Source organism: Pedobacter miscanthi, from assembly GCF_003315595.1.
Classification (GTDB): domain Bacteria; phylum Bacteroidota; class Bacteroidia; order Sphingobacteriales; family Sphingobacteriaceae; genus Pedobacter; species Pedobacter miscanthi.
Map to the genome: position 1 here is coordinate 74,231 of NZ_QNQU01000025.1, position 17,309 is coordinate 91,539.

The following is a 17,309-nucleotide window of genomic DNA, read 5'->3' on the forward strand; positions in this document are numbered from 1 at the left end:
TATCTAAACTACTCTCTTTTTAATATTTTGCTTTCTTAAACTGTAGTTCTGTTTTCCGAACTTCTTTTTAACTGTGCATTAATACGTTCCAGAACATCATCTATATCGAAAGGTTTACTAATGTAATCATCCGCCAATGCATCAATAGCTTTTTGCTCGCTGTTATTTTGTGCAGACATTACAATAATCGGGATGTGTTTGGTAAAAATATCGTTTTTTAAATCTTCACAGATTTCTGCCCCATTTCCGTCAGGTAACATTACATCCAACAGGAAAAGATCAGGCATTGCATCCTGGATATTCTTTTTAAGCTCTGCAAACGATGATGAAAGCTGTAGCTCAAAACCTTCTTCCTTTAACAGTATTTCAATAACGTTTCTGATCTCCTGATCGTCTTCTAAAATGTGTATTCGTTTTTTTTCCATGTTCAAATTAATATGTTTGGGATATACCGCCGGCGTGGAATGCGCTACACGATAGTAACAGTAACACCCAAACCTTCTAAATGTTTTACAATTTGTTCAGAAATTCCTTTATCCGTAATAATATGGTCAATTTCCTCTAATCCGCATATCTTTCCAAAGCCTCTTTTTCCAAATTTGGTCGAATCGGCCAGTACAATTGTTCTTTGCGACGCACCGATCATTTTACGGTTTAAATGTGCCTCCATGGCGTTCGTTGTAGTTAATCCGAAATCAAGATCAATCCCGTCAACCCCTAAAAACAGTTTATTGAAATAAAAATCCTGTAACACCTGCTCGGCGTAAGCACCCATTACGGATGATGAACTTTTTCTGAGCAAACCGCCGAGTTGTATTACTTCTATGCTTGGTTCGCGCATCAATTCTAAAGCAACATTTAATGCAGAAGTAACCACCGTTAAACTACTTGCAGGCGCAATATTTTTGGCAAAATAGAGTACCGTTGTGCCTGAGGCGATTACGATAGAATCATTATCATTCAACAGGGCTGCAGCAGCGATACCAATTTTATTCTTTTCGGTAGACTGTATTTTTTCTTTCTCGTTAACCGGACGATCAACCGTGTATGGGTTGTTTACCGTAGCGCCACCATGCGTTCTAAACAATAAACTTTTATCTTCAAGCAGTTTTAAGTCCTTTCTTATTGTTACAGACGAAACTTTCAGTTCCTTACATAAATCAACCACGTTTATATATTGATCGCGTTGCAGGCGACTTAAAATAAACTGGTGCCTTTCAGCCAAATTCATCATAGTATATTTAATTAGCAGGCTGCAAATTAGCAATAAAAACAATCTTTAAAATATTTTGAACAAATAATTAATAAATTTTTAACAGAGATATTTTATTATTTCGATCAATATTTCGTATAATTACATATTGTTTCGTTTTATTACTTTTACAAATCAGAATGAAAAGACTACATCAGCCACAAATCGCAGATAACGTAAATTGGGACCTGATTATCATTGGTGGCGGGGCAACGGGATTGGGCACAGCACTGGATGCAGCAAGCCGTGGTTTTAAAACTTTATTGGTAGAGCAGGCTGATTTTGCAAAAGGAACCTCAAGCAGAAGTACCAAACTGGTACATGGCGGCGTAAGATACCTTGCACAGGGCGATATCGGCCTGGTAAGGCATGCACTCAAAGAGCGTGGCCTATTACAACAGAACGCTAAACATCTGGTACATAAAGAAGCATTCCTGATCCCCTGTTACGATTGGTTTTCAGTGATCAAATATTTAACCGGACTTACATTATACGATTGGCTTGCGGGCAAATACAGTTTCGGCAAATCTAAATATTTTTCTAAAAAAGAAACCCTTGCTATGATGCCGGGCATTAAAGAAAAAGGCCTGAAAGGTAGTATCCGATATTATGATGGGAAATTCGATGATGCCCGTTTAGCGATTAATATTGCCCAAACCGCTATCGAAAAAGGAGCCTTTTTGTTAAATTATACCAAAGTGACCGGATTATTAAAAGATGGCGAAACGGTAACAGGAATTGAAACAGAAGATGCAATTACAGGTGTAAAAGCCAGTTATCATGGTAAAGTGGTAATTAACGCAACCGGTGTTTTTGTTGATGACATTCTGCAGATGAACAATCCCAATTCTAAAAGAATGGTTCGCCCGAGCCAGGGTGTGCATGTAGTATTGGAAAAAAGTTTCCTGAATAGCGAATCGGCTTTAATGATCCCCAAAACCTCTGATGGCCGTGTATTATTTGCTGTTCCATGGCACGATCATTTACTTGTGGGCACTACCGACACCCCATTAGATGAGCACAGCCTCGAACCAAGGGCACTAAAAGAAGAAGTGGATTTTATTATGGCTACTGCCGCCAGCTATTTTAACCGTAAACCTTTGGAAAATGATATTTTGAGCGTATTTTCCGGTCTGCGCCCACTGGCAGCACCAACAAATGGCGATGGGAACAGCACAAAAGAAATCAGCCGCGACCATAAACTAATTGTTTCGGCCAAAGGATTAATCACCATAACTGGTGGAAAATGGACCACTTATCGCCGCATGGCTGAAGAAACAGTTAATCTGGTCATTACCCATGCAGGCTTAACGCCAAAAGCCTGTGTAACCAAAAATTTAAGCATTCATGGGAGTATCCCTGTTGAAGAAAATGATCATTTAGCAATTTATGGATCAGACCGTACTCATATTGAAGCACTTATAAAACAAAACCCGGAACTCAGTGCAAAACTGCATGCTCTTTTTCCTTTTACTGAAGCTGAAGTAGTTTGGTCTGCAAGGCACGAAATGGCCGAAACCGTAGAAGATATTTTAAGCAGGCGATTAAGGATATTATTTATCGATGCACAGGCTGCAAAAGATGTAGCGCCTAAAGTTGCCTCGCTCCTGGCCAGAGAATTATCGGCAGATCAACACTGGGAAACCGAACAGATTGAAACTTTTAATACATTAGCTGATGGTTATCTTTATCATCAACCTATAAAATAACCTTGCGGGCATTGCCCAGAACCAAATATTAATTATGAGCAAGTACATCTTATCTATCGATCAGGGAACCACGAGTTCGAGGGCCATTATTTTTAACCACAATGGTGAAATAGTGGCCATTGCACAAAAAGAATTTACGCAAATCTATCCTAAGGCCGGATGGGTAGAACACGATCCGATGGAAATCTGGTCGACACAATTGGCCGTTGTAACCGAAGTAATTGTTAAGGCAAGCCTTACCGTAAACGATATTAGTGCCATTGGGATTACCAACCAGCGCGAAACCACGGTAGTTTGGGATAAAGAGACCGGATTGCCGATTTATAATGCGATTGTGTGGCAAGACAGGCGGACTTCTGCCTATTGCGACGAAATTAAGGCTAAAGGTTTAGCTGGCAAAATACAGGATAAAACGGGTTTAATCATCGATTCTTATTTCTCTGCAACAAAAGCCAGATGGATTTTGGAAAACGTTGAGGGTGCTAGGGAAAAAGCCGAAGCCGGAAAACTGGCTTTCGGAACCATAGATACCTGGCTGATCTGGAAATTAACCGCAGGTGATAAACATGTTACCGATGTCACCAATGCTTCGCGTACAATGCTTTACAACATTCATACTTTAAGCTGGGACGATGAGTTGCTCGAATTGTTCTCCATTCCAAAAGCTATGTTGCCGGAAGTAAAGTCATCGAGCGAGGTTTACGGCGAAACTGCCGGAAGGATTTTGGCGGCTAAAATTCCAATTGCCGGTATTGCAGGTGATCAGCAATCGGCCCTGTTCGGGCAAATGTGCACCGAAATGGGTATGGTAAAGAACACTTACGGCACAGGTTGTTTTATGCTGATGAATATTGGTGAAAAACCAAAAATTTCAGCAAATAACCTACTCACCACCATTGCCTGGCAGATTAATGGTCAGGTAAATTACGCTTTAGAAGGGAGTATTTTTATTGGGGGAGCGGTTGTGCAGTGGCTTAGAGACGAAATGGGCTTTATTTCCAGATCTGCAGATGTAGAAACGTTGGCTAAAAAAGTAAAAGATACCGATGGTGTTTATGTCGTTCCGGCTTTCGCAGGTTTAGGCGCCCCCACTGGGATCAGCATGCCCGCGGCACCATAACGGGTTTAACGCGTGGCACAAATAAATCGCACATTGCCAGAGCTGCTTTAGAAAGTATTGCCTACCAAACCATGGATGTATTAAAAGCCATGGAAGCCGACGCGGGTGTAAGTATTGCCGAACTCCGTGTAGATGGTGGCGCAACAAGCAACGACTTATTAATGCAGTTTCAGGCCGACCTGTTGAACTGCAAAGTAATCAGACCTGAAGTAACCGAAGTTACGGCCATAGGTGCAGCCTATCTTGCCGGGTTAGCTATTGGCTTTTGGGAAAGTATCGACCAGATCCGCGATCAGTGGAAAATAAACAGAACCTTTACGGCCGAAGAAGGAATAGATAATACTGAAAGAATAAAAGGATGGAACAGGGCAGTAAAAGCAGCCAGGGTTAATGCAGAAGATTAACAGTAAGTCGTCACCCTGAATTTAGTTCAGGGTCTTTTATTTCTGAATTATAAATTTTAAATCGCTTAAATTATTATGAACGCATATCTCGCAGAATTTATCGGCACGGCATTAATGATCCTCTTAGGAAATGGAGTAGTCGCCAACGTAGTGCTTAAAGATACAAAAGGCAATAACAGCGGCTGGATTGTAATTACCACCGCCTGGGCCTTAGCCGTTTTTGTAGGTGTTGTTGTGGCTGGTCCGTACAGTGGCGCACACTTAAACCCTGTTGTTACCCTGGGTTTGGCCATTGGTAAAGGTTTTAGCTGGAGCCTGGTGCCTTACTATATTCTTGCACAAATAGCCGGCGCCATGACGGGTTCATTTTTGGTATGGGTTATTTATAAAGACCATTTCGATGCCACAGAAGATTCAGGTTTAAAAGCCGCTCCTTTTGCCACTTCCCCAGCCATCAGGAATAAAATATCTAATCTGGCTTCAGAAATCATTGGCACTTTTGTGTTAATATTTGTGATTTTCCATTTTACAGATGCCAGTATGGGTACCAAAGAAACCGTTACACCGATTGGTTTAGGATCGATGGGCGCCATCCCGGTAGCTTTTTTAGTATGGGTAATTGGTTTAGCTTTAGGTGGAACTACAGGTTATGCCATCAATCCAGCCAGGGATTTAGGTCCGAGGATTGTTCATGCTCTAATCCCTATGAAGGGTAAAGGTAGCAGCGATTGGTCTTACGCCTGGGTACCTGTTGTTGGTCCGGTTATCGGATCAGTATTGGCCGCTGTGGCTTTTTTATTGATTGGGAAGTAGAATAACAAACCAAGCAGTTTTTTCAAATCGTCATCTCGACTGAAACGTAGTGGAATGGAGAGATCTATCTTGCTATCGTCCTCGTTTGGAACGAGGATGTATGAGGTTTGCATTTTTAATGCGATTACAGCATAACAATGGCGATAAAATAGCCATTCTCAGCTATCCTCGTTACAAACGAGGACAATACTTTTTTTAGTAATCAAACCTCGCAGGTTTCAGAAACCTGCGAGGTTTTTGAGTTAGATATGCTACTGAAAAGCAGCTCTCCCCACCTGTTCATCACCCAGATACACCCAAATCGCACCTTTCATGTATTTAGCAAATGCAGCTTTCATATCTTCTAAAGTCACTTTGTTGAAATTAGCAACCATGTCATCAATTATGGTATAACTTCCAAGTACCTCAGCTTCTCCTAAATCGCTTACAATTGAACTTGCGCTTTCCTGGTGCCTATAGTAACCATCGCGGTGATCTTTTTTAAGTGCATCAAGGTAACGTTGACTATATTGACCTTCTTTAATATTGTTGTAAACCGATATTATCGCTTTAAAAGCTTTTTTAGGCTGCGTAGTGCTCACATACATCGATGTATATGGAATTTGTTGCATTCTGATGGTTGCACCCGGAGCATAAGATAAACCCTGTTTAGTGCGCAGTTCATAATTCATACTGCCGCTTAAAGCGTTTATGGTTAATACGAAAGCATAATAATCGGCACTGTTCATAGTAGGTGCATTCATAATACAGCTCATATAATTGGTGGCAATATCACGCTGCTCAACCACCAAATGCTCGCCTGTAAGTGTTTTGCGGTCGTAAACCGGAGGAGTATAAGGTTTTCCTTTAAGCGTACCAAAAGACGCCCTTATTTTCTTTTCCAGTTCTTCTTTGGTGATGTTGCCTGCAACCACCAAAAACATCTTATTCTTGTTTAACAATTCGTTATGGTAATAATTACTAACGGTTTCGGGAGTAAAAGCACTTACCGTTTTACTATTACCCATCGGATTGATGCTGTAAGGAGAATCCTTAAACATACTTTCCATGCTCATCTGCTCTACCCTTGTTTCAGGGTCAGACTGGCTATGAGAAATGCCGGTAACTAAACGTTCTTTTGTATTCTGAAATTCTGTTTTGTCAAATGCGGGGTTTACAATTGCATCAGAGAAGAGTTTCCAGCCCTGATCAAGGTATTTTGAAATACAATCCATGCTGATTGTACCATAATCGGTTGTAGATGACCCAGCAATTTCAATTCCGTACTCATCTGCCAGTTCCTGATAATCTACAACACTATAATTTTTAGTGCCACAAGTAGCAGCAGAAGCTAAAGCCAAATTCTCAATCCCTGCCCTTTCGGCATTGTAATTCATCACACCGCCCCTAAAAAACATACTTACACTAAAAGTTTCTTTCTGGGTAGGTTTGAGAATGACTTTCAAGCCGTTAACGTCAAAAGATATAGCCCGCGTTTGCGCACCCACGAAGTGCGACATTAAAATAAGATTGATAAAAAATATAAACTTTTTCATTGGAGCGTTGCGTTATGGGTTGGATTTAAAAAAGGTTTCAGGTTTTACTTCATTCATGCCGGCTTTATCCATCATTAAACCTGCACAATAAGGCTTATCTTTGATATACTTGCGTACATAATCGATTAAATCCTTGCGTGTTACCTTGTTTACATTTTCTTCGTAGTGCGTATAATAATCAATGGATGCCGATGCCCACCAAAATGAAAGCAAATGCGCATAATCAGATGTTACTTCTCTCCTTTGCACCTGCTCTATCGACAATAAACGCTTTGCCCTTTCAATCTGCAGGTCAGACAGATAATCTTCATTCGTCCATAAAGAAATCTGTTTAAGCACTTCCTGATAACATTCTTTTATTTTTGCCGGATTTGGGCTTACCATAAAACTAATCGGTCCGGTATATTTTTGAGTGTAATAATTCACGTCGGCCTGTTGTGCCAGGCCCGAATTAATTAATGCCTGTTTCATCTTTGATCCATTCTGATTCACAATAAACGAAAAAACATCAGCCGCATAAGTTGCAGGTATATCGTTACGAGTATCAGGTCCATGCCAGCTAAACAGCATATATGGAACCGGACTTTTATTGGATTCGACAAAATAATAGTCGTTTTTTGTTAAAGGCTTAAATTCTGGTATCGGCCATTTCGTAAATGGATCAAACGGCGATCGTTTCCAGCCGCTAAAAATATAATTCACATAATTAAAAGCTTCATCAACTTTTACATCACCCGCTATTACCAGAACTGAATTATTAGGCCAGTAATATTTGTTTTTAATGGAATCCATTTTGGATGGTGTGGCGGACAAAATCACCTCGTGACTGCCGATTACGTTTTTACGGGAGTAATTGGCTCCCCACATGTGACGCGAATTGGCTTCCATCAATGCAAAAATCGGACTCGATTCGTGCCTCGTAAACTCAGCGTTAACCACTTCATTTTCCATCGCCATATCCTCTTTGATGAATTTTGGATAACGGATTGAAGAATTCATCAAACTCAATCCTGATTTTAGATTGGCAGCAGGAAGGGTAAAAAAATAGTTTACCACCTCTTCTCGTGTAGTGGCATTGGAGTTGATATCCAGGTCGTTCATCCTGGTATTTAAACGCTCATAATCAGGATAATCTTTATTGGCCTTAAAAAACAGGTGTTCGTACAGGTGACTTAAACCATTAAATTCATCTGTTTCGGTAAAAGAGCCATTTCTACAGGCCATTTCGATGGTAACTAAAGGCACGGTACGGTCTACCACCACCAGCACTTCCAAACCGTTATCCAGTTTTTTAAAGTGCATGTTTTCACTAAGCTTTTCCTGGGCAAAAGCAGATCCAAAGCATAAAATCAATGCAATGGAGCAAAATAATCGCGAGCGCATAATTAAATAAATTTGAGCAGCAAATAACTTCAAATCTTTCACTTTAACAAATAATATTTTCTTTTAACATAAAATATTTTCAGGCAGATTTATAGTCTATCAGTTTCGGATATTTAATTATATTTGAAGGGAGAACATTTACCTAACCATTTAAAATTGCAGGAATATTTCTTAGTTGTTGATACTGAAACATCTGGTTTACCTAAAAACTGGTCGGCACCTTATTCCAGCGAAAAAAACTGGCCGCATATTATACAGATTGCCTGGATCATCTACGATCAATACCATCAGGAAATTAAACGCGAAAATCATTATATTAACAATATTGGGGTTAAAATTGATAAGGCTGCTTTAAAAGTGCACCATATTGATGCTGAATACTTGCAGACCAATGGCGAAGACAAAGAAAAAGTGATGCTGGCTTTTGCTGATGATATTGAAAAATACCACCCTTTGGTAATCGGACATTTCATCGAACTTGAGTATCACATGGTGAATGTAGAACTGCACCGGCTCGACAGGAAAAACATTTTTAAAGATCTCGTTTTTTTCTGCACCATGAAAGCAAGCGCGCCCTATATTACCAATACCGTAATCAGTTATTTAAAACTCGATAAATTTTATACCGTATTGTTTAGTAAAGTACCTGAAAATGTACACAATGCCTTATCTGACGCTTTAAATACAGCTAAAATCTTTTTCCATCTTTTAGAAACTGGTAAAATAAGCTTAACTTCAGCTTATCACCAGGAGCATACTTTTAACAAGGAAAAGAGAAAACCATTTTCGCTTAAGAAGATTATACAAGGATTTTTTAATGGAAGATAAATTAGCAGATCAAATTTATACCGCCCGTATTGGCGATATCACTTTCAAAAAAATAGTGAGCTGCAGTCCTGATACACCCATTTTTGAAGCGGCAATTAAAATGGCCGAGTTTAAAACCAGTTGCCTTTTTGTTAAAGATGATAATGATACCTATTCAGGCTTTGCAACAGACATTACCTTGCGTGATAAAGTAATAGCCAAGCAGCTGGATACGAATTTACCGGTTAGTGCCGTAATGGATACTAACATTGTAACCATTTCGCCCAGCGCTTATGTTTACGAAGCGATATTAATGATGTTCAGCAAAAAATCGCGTTATCTTCTGGTGAAAGATAATGGTAATTATGTTGGTTTTTTAAGCAGGAACAGGTTATTGAGTGAGCAGGCAGAATCGCCGCTGGTTTTTATCCAATCGGTAAAATCCGCTGTAAATACGACCGATTTAAAACACAAATGGCAAAAAGTTCCGGGCATTGTTGCCCAGTTACTGGCAAGGGGTGTACATGCTAAAATTGTTAACGAGGTGGTGACCACCATTGCCGATACCATTTCTTTTAAGATTATTGAAGAGGTGATCTCGAAACTGGGACCGCCACCTGTAAAATTTGTATTTATGGTTCTGGGTAGTGAAGGAAGGAAAGAAATGAGCTTAAAAACCGATCAGGACAACGCCATTATCTACGAAGATACTTCAGAAGACGACAGGGCTGCTGTACGCTCCTATTTCCTTGATCTGGCTACGCAGGTTTCCGACAAATTAAATTTTGCAGGCTTTGTATATTGTGATGGCGATTATATGGCCACCAATCCAAACTGGACACATTCTTTATCGCACTGGAAATACAACTATAAAAACTGGATAGAAGAGGCCTTGCCCGAAGCTGCCGTTAAATTTGCAGCTTTTTTTGATTGCAGGGCGATTTATGGCGATCTGGACATTATGCAAAGTTTGAGAAGTTTTGTGGATGAAGAACTCCAAAAGCCCATCGAAAAGTTTTATGTATACCTGGCCAAAAATGCTTTATTATATGAACCTCCCTTAACCTATTTCAGAAACATCAGGACGCAGAAAATCCATAAGAAAGAAGTTTTCGATATTAAAACCGCCATGACCCCCATAGTGGATCTGGTAAGGGTTTATGCTTTACAGAACAGGATATTTCAAAAAGAAAATACAGGTGAGCGCCTGAAGGCTTTAAAAGAACTCGGTGTGTTTAGCGAAGCGCAATATAACGAACTGTCACAATCGTATTATTACCTGATGGGCTTACGTTTAAAACATCAGGCCTATCTGATTACAAAAGACCAGGCTGCACCGAACAATTTTATCGAAATTAATACTTTAACTAAAATCGAAAAGGTAACGTTAATTGAGATATTTAAGATTATCCAGAACTTTCAGAGCGGAATCAGGATGAAGTTTACGAATACGCTGGGATAAGCGCTTAGCGAATTGCGTTTGGCGTTTTAAAGACTTACGAGGTCTGACAGGCATAGTGCCGGTAGACCTCGTAAATCTCTCAATCAATTCCGTCATGCTGAATTTATTTCAGCATCTATCATGCTATAAATATGTTTTTAAAAAGACCCTTATCCCGATGTGAAATCGGGACAGGGTGGCGGTCCTTCTTTTAAACAAAAAAAGGTCCCGATTTGCATCGGAAGCTTACCTCTGTACGTCATTTCGAGCCGAGTGCAACGAAGTCGAGAAATCTGCCTCGAGATAGATCTCTCCATTCCACTGCGTTCCAGTCGAGATGACGAGTAAATAAAACAAAAAAAGGTCCCGATTTGCATCGGAACCTTTTCTAAATATGATTATCGCCTGGGCGAAAATTTCTATTTTACTGCATCAATTACAGCTTTGAAAGCTTCTGGGTGATTCATTGCTAAATCAGCCAATACTTTACGGTTTAAACCGATTTCTTTTGAAGCTAGTTTACCGATCAATTGAGAGTAAGAAATACCGTGTTGACGTGCACCAGCGTTGATACGTTGGATCCACAATCCGCGGAATTCTCTTTTCTTAACTTTACGGTCACGGTATGCATATTGCAAACCTTTTTCTACTGTGTTTTTAGCAACAGTATAAACCTTACTTCTTGCTCCCCAATAGCCTTTGGCTAGATTAAGGATTTTTTTTCTTCTTCTTCTCGAAGCTACTGCGTTTACCGAACGTGGCATGTTGTTGTTGTTTTTTGGTAAGCGGCGCCCAAATTAATGGAACTTTAATGCCTGATACCTGGTGAAATTAATAAATTACTTTCCGATGCAAAGCATACGTTTAACGTTACCTGAATCTGCGTCAGTTACAATTCCTGCATTTCCAAGAGCACGTTTACGTTTAGTACTCATCTTTGTTAAGATGTGACTTTTGTATGCTTTGTTTCTTTTGATTTTACCTGTTCCAGTAAGCGAAAAACGCTTTTTAGCACTGGAATTGGTTTTCATTTTTGGCATAACCTGTTTTTTAATTTATAAACCTATTTTTATTTTTTTGCTACTTTAGGTGCAACTGTAAGGAACATACGTTTACCTTCTAACTTAGGTAACAACTCTACTTTTCCTACATCTTCCAAAGCCTGGGCAAATTTCAATAATAAAATTTCTCCCTGTTCTTTATATACAATTGCCCTTCCTTTAAAATGCACGTAAGCCCTAACCTTCTCACCGTTCTCTAAAAAGCTTATCGCATGCTTTAGTTTAAACTGGAAATCGTGATCGTTGGTATTAGGACCAAAACGAATCTCCTTAATTACAGTTTGTTTAGCATTGGATTTAATCTCTTTCTGCTTTTTCTTTTGTTCGTAAACAAATTTACTGTAATCAATAATCCTACAAACTGGTGGTACCGCATTTGGAGAAATTTCTACCAAATCCAGTTCCAGTTCATCAGCAAGCGCCAAAGCTTTCGCCAAAGGATAAATCCCCGGTTCAACATTATCGCCAGCTAAACGCACTTCGGGCGATTTTATATACTGATTAATGTTATGCTCTGCTTCTTTTTTCTTAAAAGGCGGACGTGGTCCCCTGTTAAATCCTGGTCTTCCTAATGCCAAATTTGTACTATTTTAATTTAAACTGTTATTTCTTTTCTTAATAAATTGTTGAACTCTTCCAAGGTCATTTCACCCAAATCTCCCTCACCGTGTTTACGAACAGAAACTTTTCCTTCTGCCATTTCCTTATCACCGATAATGAGCATATATGGGATCTTTTTAACTTCCGAATCGCGTATTTTACGACCGATTTTTTCATCCCGGAAGTCAATCAGCCCGCGAATATCGGAATTATTTAGCTCATCTAAAACTTTTTTTGCATATTCTTCATATTTTTCTGAAATAGGAAGGATAATAAACTGTTCAGGGCTTAACCATAAAGGGAAGTTTCCGGCACAGTGCTCAATCAGTACGGCGATAAATCTTTCCAATGAACCAAACGGTGCACGGTGGATCATTACCGGACGGTGTTTCTGGTTATCGCTACCAGTATATTCCAGTTCGAAACGCTCCGGCAGGTTATAATCAACCTGAATAGTGCCTAACTGCCATTTTCTACCCAAAGCATCTTTCACCATAAAATCGAGCTTAGGACCATAGAAAGCGGCTTCGCCATATTCTACAACAGTATTTAAGCCTTTTTCGGCAGCTGCCTCGATAATCGCATTTTCAGATAACCTCCAGTTCTCGTCAGAACCAATGTATTTCGCTTTGTTCTCCGGATCTCTTAACGAAACCTGCGCAGTATAGTTTTCAAAACCTAATGATTTAAATACATAAAGCACTAAATCAATTACTTTTTTAAACTCCTCTTTAACCTGCTCTGGCATACAGAACAAGTGGGCATCATCCTGAGTAAAGCCACGTACACGGGTTAAACCATGTAACTCGCCACTTTGTTCGTAACGGTAAACAGTACCAAACTCTGCAAAACGAACCGGAAGATCTTTATAAGAACGCGGTTTTGTTTTGTAAATCTCGCAGTGGTGCGGACAGTTCATTGGTTTTAAGAAGAACTCCTCTCCTTCCTGCGGGGTTTTAATCGGCTGGAACGAATCTTTACCGTATTTCTCCCAGTGACCAGAGGTTACATATAAATTTTTATGACCAATATGAGGTGTTACCACCTGCTCGTAACCCGCTTTAGCCTGTGCTTTAGTTAAAAAGTTAACCAAACGTTCGCGCAAAGCAGTTCCTTTAGGCAACCATAACGGCAAACCCATTCCTACTTTTTCTGAGAAAGCGAATAGTTCCAGTTCCTTTCCAAGTTTACGGTGATCGCGTTTTTTAGCCTCTTCGATCATCAGCAGATATTCGCTCAGCTCGCTCGCCTTCGGAAAAGTTACCCCATAAATACGGGTTAGCTGTTTTTTGGTTTCATCGCCACGCCAGTAAGCGCCAGCCACATTCATCAGTTTTACCGCTTTTACAAAACCAGTATTGGGAATATGTGGACCGCGACATAAATCGGTAAATGCACCCTGAGTGTAGAAGGTAATTTTACCATCTTCCAGGCCGTCAATCAGATCGAGTTTGTACTCATCGCCTTTTTGGGTAAAGTATTTTACCGCATCAGCTTTGCTTACACTTTCGCGCACAAAAGTTTCCTTTTGTTTAGCCAGTTCGATCATTTTGGTTTCGATGGCTTTGAAATCATCCGAAGAAAATTCGCGGTCGCCAAAGTCTACATCATAATAAAAACCGGTTTCAATTGCCGGACCGATACCAAACTTAGTGCCCGGATAAAGCGCCTCCAAAGCCTCAGCCATTAAGTGGGCCGATGAATGCCAAAAAGTTGATTTTCCGGCTGCATCATTCCAGGTTAATAATTTTACTGATGAATCAGCTTCGATTGGTCTTGTTGAATCCCAAACCTCGCCATTAACCTCTGCGGCTAACACGTTACGGGCTAAGCCCTCGGAAATTGACAATGCAATTTGATGGGCAGAAGTGCCCTTTTCGTACTGACGGACAGAACCGTCAGGTAAAGTAATGTTAATCATCTACAACTATGATTTAAATTTTAAATAAAAAGGTTTTAAAGATCACTTACAATGTGATTTTATTTTGTGCAAAGATACGATTTTTACAAGATAATTAATAGATAAACTTAAAATTCTACTTTGGCTGCAGGCCGGCGTCGCTCAGAAATGTTTTCTGTATTTCCAATAAACGATCAGGGTAGCTATTCAGTTTTTCATACTTGATCATGAGCTCATTGTGCAGTTTTTTCTTGTCACTAATGTTTTTTGCCTGCAACATTTCTTGGGCTGTTTTACCATAATCGTTTATGGATGTTAGATATGCTGTTATTCCTTCGTTAAATTTTAAAGCAGCTTTACCTGGTTTCAGATCCGCAAGGTCTGCAAGATCCATTTTTGAATTATTGATCAGGTTTTCTGCTTTATGGCCCAGTGAAACAGAATCAGAAAATTCTTTTGAATAAACCTTTGTTGTGTCTCTAAAAACACTGTCCGTTTCGTCGATCTGTTTCATTTCGCGTAAAAAAACTGAAGTTACTTTCTCGTTATAGGCATAATCATCGGTAGAGGAATTGCAGCTAAACATCATCATCAGAGCAAGGGCAAGCAAAACAAGTTTTAAAGATTTCATAGTCTGTTATCAATTAAAAATTTTCTTTTAAGGTATTTACGCAAGGGGATATCTACAAATCTCATCACTAGGTAAGAGAAAAGAATTAACAGCAATACCGATACCGGAATAACCACCCAAAGTGAAGATGCCGCGGGCTGAACTTCGGCTACATAGGTTAAAAATATCCATACAAATGGATAATGTACCATGTAAAGCGGATAAGATATTTCGCCCGATAAATTGCAGATCTTTTTGAACTTTGGATTTAATACAGTGCCTGCGCCTAAAGCCACCAAAAAAGGGAAGTAAAATAAAACCAGTATTGGTTCAGTAATAAAATTGTATTTATCATTAAAGGGAACTAAAAAGGCGGCCAGTAAAAGCACAATCATGCCTAAAAAGCCTGATTTATTTTTGATTATCCAGTTTAAACGATAAACCAGCATACCGGCAGTAAAAGAATATAGTACCCTTGCTCCGCCGTCCCAGAAGTTTTGTCCACCCCAGCCGCCACCTACGTTGGTAGCACGAACAGCTACATAGCAGAGGCATGCCGCTCCTATCGCAACTAAAACGATTAATGATTTTTTACCCAGACGGTAAAGTATAAAAATGTAAAAAATATTGGCAATATATTCCCAAAATAACGACCAGGCCGGTGCGTTTAAACAAAATAAATTGGTGTACCGCTCGGGCATGGCCGGGTAAGGAATTAAAAACGCCGAGGATAAAAATAAAAGAAGGGTTTTTCCTAATCCATAAACTTCATAAAGATCGCTGTATGGATCGATCAGAAAAGTAATAAGACCTAAAACGGAACCGATAACCACCAGCGGATGCAAACGGATAAGCCTTAATTTAAAGAATTGTGTAATTCCGATGTGTGGCGCACGACTATCGTAAGCATAAGCAATTACAAAACCAGATAAACAGAAAAAGAAATCTACCGCCAGGAAACCATGTGAAAGAAAATTCTTGTTGTAATTGGTAATGGCGATTTCCATAAAATGGTAAATCACCACTACTATGGCCGCTACGCCCCTCAATCCATCTAAAATTTCGAAATGCTGCTTGCTTGCTAATAGGTTTGTCTTGTTTTCCTTTGTAATCACTTTGGCTAGTTTATAGTTTTCGCTCCAATAATAGCCATTCTTGTTTTATATGGCAAAATTACAACGGCCAATGGAGCATAATATTCAAAAATGATACAAAAAAAGCCCCGGTTTTACATCGGGGCTGATAGCATTATTATGGTGGTTTAAACTTCCGAAGTTTGTGCCTTGGCGCTGTGCCACGCCAACTTCGGAAGTCTAACTTAGGCTTAATTCATTCCGAATGCCCTGATCTGGCCACCGCCACCACCAGGTCTGTTTTGCCTGAAACGTTTCATCATGTTCTCCATTTTAGTTTTATACTCGTCGGCAGTAATCAGTTTTGCTTTTTTAGGCGCGGTTACATCTTTAGCACTTACATTTCTGTATTCAATGCTTTTTGCGATGGAGCTGTTACCCCTGCCTTCGATGGCTAAAACTGCGCCTTCTGTCCACATATTTGGGTTTGGAGAAAAATCGAAACCTAAATCTTTCGTATACCAGATTTTGGTTTCTTCCACTACATTTTTATCCATATCCAGGATTTTAATTGCCCTGGTTGATCTTACAATCGCCTGGTGACAGGTAAAACCTAAAATCTGTTTGGTAGAATCTGTTTTAACCACTTCGATGGTTGGTGCTGCAGGTTTTGGCTTAGTAGTATCGTTCGGGTTTCCGCCGCCCATCCTCATCGAGCCGATGGGGCCTGAAGTAGACAAAGTTAATTTGCTCGGCATGTAATAAGTGGTATCATTTAAGTCGAATACCTCGGTTAGTCCTTTATCCGCAAAAGTATAATAGTATTCGCGGTTACCGCCACCACCACCAAAACGCATCATCATACGGCCCATTCCGCCGCCACCACCACCTGCACCGTTACTATCTTCCGTTTCTTCAACAGGCATATAACTGGCGTTTGTTGCGGTAAATAATAACTCAAAATTGGTTTTGCTTGATGAAGGCATGCGGGCTTTCATCTGGTCGGTTAATTGTATACCACTGGCTGATGCCATAGCGGCCGGATCGATGGTATTTTCGAACTGTATTGCGCCAGAAGTCTTTTTCTGTGCATTTGCAACAGTTGCAACAGACATTATCCCTAATAACGCGATGAATATTTTTTTCATTCTGATTTTGTTTTGTGAGTTAGATACGAAAGCCTTTAAAAGGTTTAACAAAGGTATTGTAGATTGTAACGTAAAGCTTGTTAAAATGTGTTAAAACCAGGTGTATAAAAGCAGTTGTAATTTATTTTTTACAATTAGTGCTGCCAAACCTTGCAGGTTTATAACCAAAGAAGTCAAGTTTTAAAAACTTGACTTCTTTTCTACATTATATTTCCAAGTTCGAAACCTGCAGGGTTTAAAATATTNTTTCCAAGTTCGAAACCTGCAGGGTTTAAAATATTTTAGGGCATATCACTTTTTTTGAAAAGCAATTCCTGTACCTCTTCGGTTGCAGCAGCCCTGCCCTCTGCTTAATCCCGATTAAAGATGATATTTGTTGTTAAATCGGGATAACACTGCCGTTCAGGTTTACTTAACAAAGATTGGTGGTTCTTTTTACGATGAAATTCTTCT

15 protein-coding genes and 1 pseudogene are annotated in these 17,309 nt (G+C 39.7%); 5 read left to right on the forward strand and 11 right to left on the reverse strand.

Annotation, left to right across the window (positions count from 1 at the left end; genetic code table 11):
- Positions 1-35: 35 nt before the first annotated feature.
- The gene (locus tag DRW42_RS23305; RefSeq protein ID WP_113951274.1) at positions 36-425 is read right to left on the reverse strand and encodes a response regulator transcription factor; all 390 of its coding nucleotides are present in this window, start codon (positions 423-425) and stop codon (positions 36-38) included.
- A gap of 44 nt (positions 426-469) precedes the next feature.
- Complete coding sequence (locus DRW42_RS23310; RefSeq protein ID WP_113951275.1) at positions 470-1,234, reverse strand: DeoR/GlpR family DNA-binding transcription regulator; 765 nt, start codon at positions 1,232-1,234, stop codon at positions 470-472.
- 158 nt (positions 1,235-1,392) lie between these two features.
- Here DRW42_RS23310 and DRW42_RS23315 point away from each other — a divergent pair, with 158 nt between their 5' ends.
- From DRW42_RS23315 to DRW42_RS23325, 3 genes and pseudogenes are all read left to right on the forward strand, one after another.
- Positions 1,393-2,961, forward strand: coding sequence for a glycerol-3-phosphate dehydrogenase/oxidase (locus DRW42_RS23315; RefSeq protein WP_113951276.1), 1,569 nt, complete (start codon positions 1,393-1,395; stop codon positions 2,959-2,961).
- A 34-nt stretch (positions 2,962-2,995) separates the two neighbouring features.
- Positions 2,996-4,485: pseudogene (gene glpK / locus DRW42_RS23320) on the forward strand (glycerol kinase GlpK).
- A 75-nt stretch (positions 4,486-4,560) separates the two neighbouring features.
- A complete protein-coding gene (locus DRW42_RS23325; protein ID WP_113951277.1) occupies positions 4,561-5,298 on the forward strand; it encodes an MIP/aquaporin family protein in 738 nt (245 codons plus the stop codon).
- A 251-nt stretch (positions 5,299-5,549) separates the two neighbouring features.
- Here DRW42_RS23325 and DRW42_RS23330 read toward each other — a convergent pair whose 3' ends face one another.
- Together DRW42_RS23330 and DRW42_RS23335 are read right to left on the reverse strand one after the other, a co-directional pair.
- A complete protein-coding gene (locus tag DRW42_RS23330) occupies positions 5,550-6,833 on the reverse strand; it encodes a M16 family metallopeptidase (RefSeq protein WP_113951278.1) in 1,284 nt (427 codons plus the stop codon).
- 12 nt (positions 6,834-6,845) lie between these two features.
- Positions 6,846-8,135 carry a M16 family metallopeptidase gene (locus DRW42_RS23335; protein WP_244215357.1) on the reverse strand — a complete coding sequence of 430 codons (1,290 nt, stop codon included), beginning with the start codon at positions 8,133-8,135 and terminating at the stop codon, positions 6,846-6,848.
- Positions 8,136-8,372: 237 nt separating this feature from the next.
- Between DRW42_RS23335 and DRW42_RS23340 the strand changes: the two genes are divergently transcribed.
- A complete protein-coding gene (locus DRW42_RS23340; RefSeq protein ID WP_158544389.1) occupies positions 8,373-9,044 on the forward strand; it encodes a 3'-5' exonuclease in 672 nt (223 codons plus the stop codon).
- Positions 9,034-10,485: a DUF294 nucleotidyltransferase-like domain-containing protein gene (locus tag DRW42_RS23345; protein WP_113951280.1), complete on the forward strand. Its 1,452-nt coding sequence runs from the start codon at positions 9,034-9,036 to the stop codon at positions 10,483-10,485. Before DRW42_RS23340 ends, DRW42_RS23345 begins: the two co-directional genes overlap by 11 nt.
- A gap of 398 nt (positions 10,486-10,883) precedes the next feature.
- Here the strand turns inward: DRW42_RS23345 and rplT are convergent, their stop codons facing one another.
- The 7 genes from rplT to DRW42_RS23380 all read right to left on the reverse strand — a co-directional run bounded on the left by rplT (position 10,884) and on the right by DRW42_RS23380 (position 16,856).
- Positions 10,884-11,228 carry a 50S ribosomal protein L20 gene (rplT, locus tag DRW42_RS23350; RefSeq protein ID WP_025144714.1) on the reverse strand — a complete coding sequence of 115 codons (345 nt, stop codon included), beginning with the start codon at positions 11,226-11,228 and terminating at the stop codon, positions 10,884-10,886.
- A gap of 75 nt (positions 11,229-11,303) precedes the next feature.
- Entirely contained in the window at positions 11,304-11,504 is a 201-nt protein-coding gene (gene rpmI / locus DRW42_RS23355) for a 50S ribosomal protein L35 (protein WP_010600880.1), read from the reverse strand.
- Positions 11,505-11,533: 29 nt separating this feature from the next.
- Positions 11,534-12,103: a translation initiation factor IF-3 gene (gene infC / locus DRW42_RS23360; protein WP_055911781.1), complete on the reverse strand. Its 570-nt coding sequence runs from the start codon at positions 12,101-12,103 to the stop codon at positions 11,534-11,536.
- 17 nt (positions 12,104-12,120) lie between these two features.
- Positions 12,121-14,046 (reverse strand): threonine--tRNA ligase, encoded by a 1,926-nt coding sequence (gene thrS, locus DRW42_RS23365; protein WP_113951281.1) that lies wholly within the window; start codon positions 14,044-14,046, stop codon positions 12,121-12,123.
- A 115-nt stretch (positions 14,047-14,161) separates the two neighbouring features.
- On the reverse strand, positions 14,162-14,656 hold the full coding sequence (locus DRW42_RS23370; RefSeq protein ID WP_113951282.1) for a hypothetical protein: 495 nt from the start codon (positions 14,654-14,656) through the stop codon (positions 14,162-14,164).
- Positions 14,653-15,750 carry an acyltransferase family protein gene (locus tag DRW42_RS23375; protein WP_113951283.1) on the reverse strand — a complete coding sequence of 366 codons (1,098 nt, stop codon included), beginning with the start codon at positions 15,748-15,750 and terminating at the stop codon, positions 14,653-14,655. Before DRW42_RS23375 ends, DRW42_RS23370 begins: the two co-directional genes overlap by 4 nt.
- A 209-nt stretch (positions 15,751-15,959) precedes the next feature.
- Positions 15,960-16,856 carry a hypothetical protein gene (locus DRW42_RS23380; RefSeq protein WP_113951284.1) on the reverse strand — a complete coding sequence of 299 codons (897 nt, stop codon included), beginning with the start codon at positions 16,854-16,856 and terminating at the stop codon, positions 15,960-15,962.
- Positions 16,857-17,309: the final 453 nt, after the last annotated feature.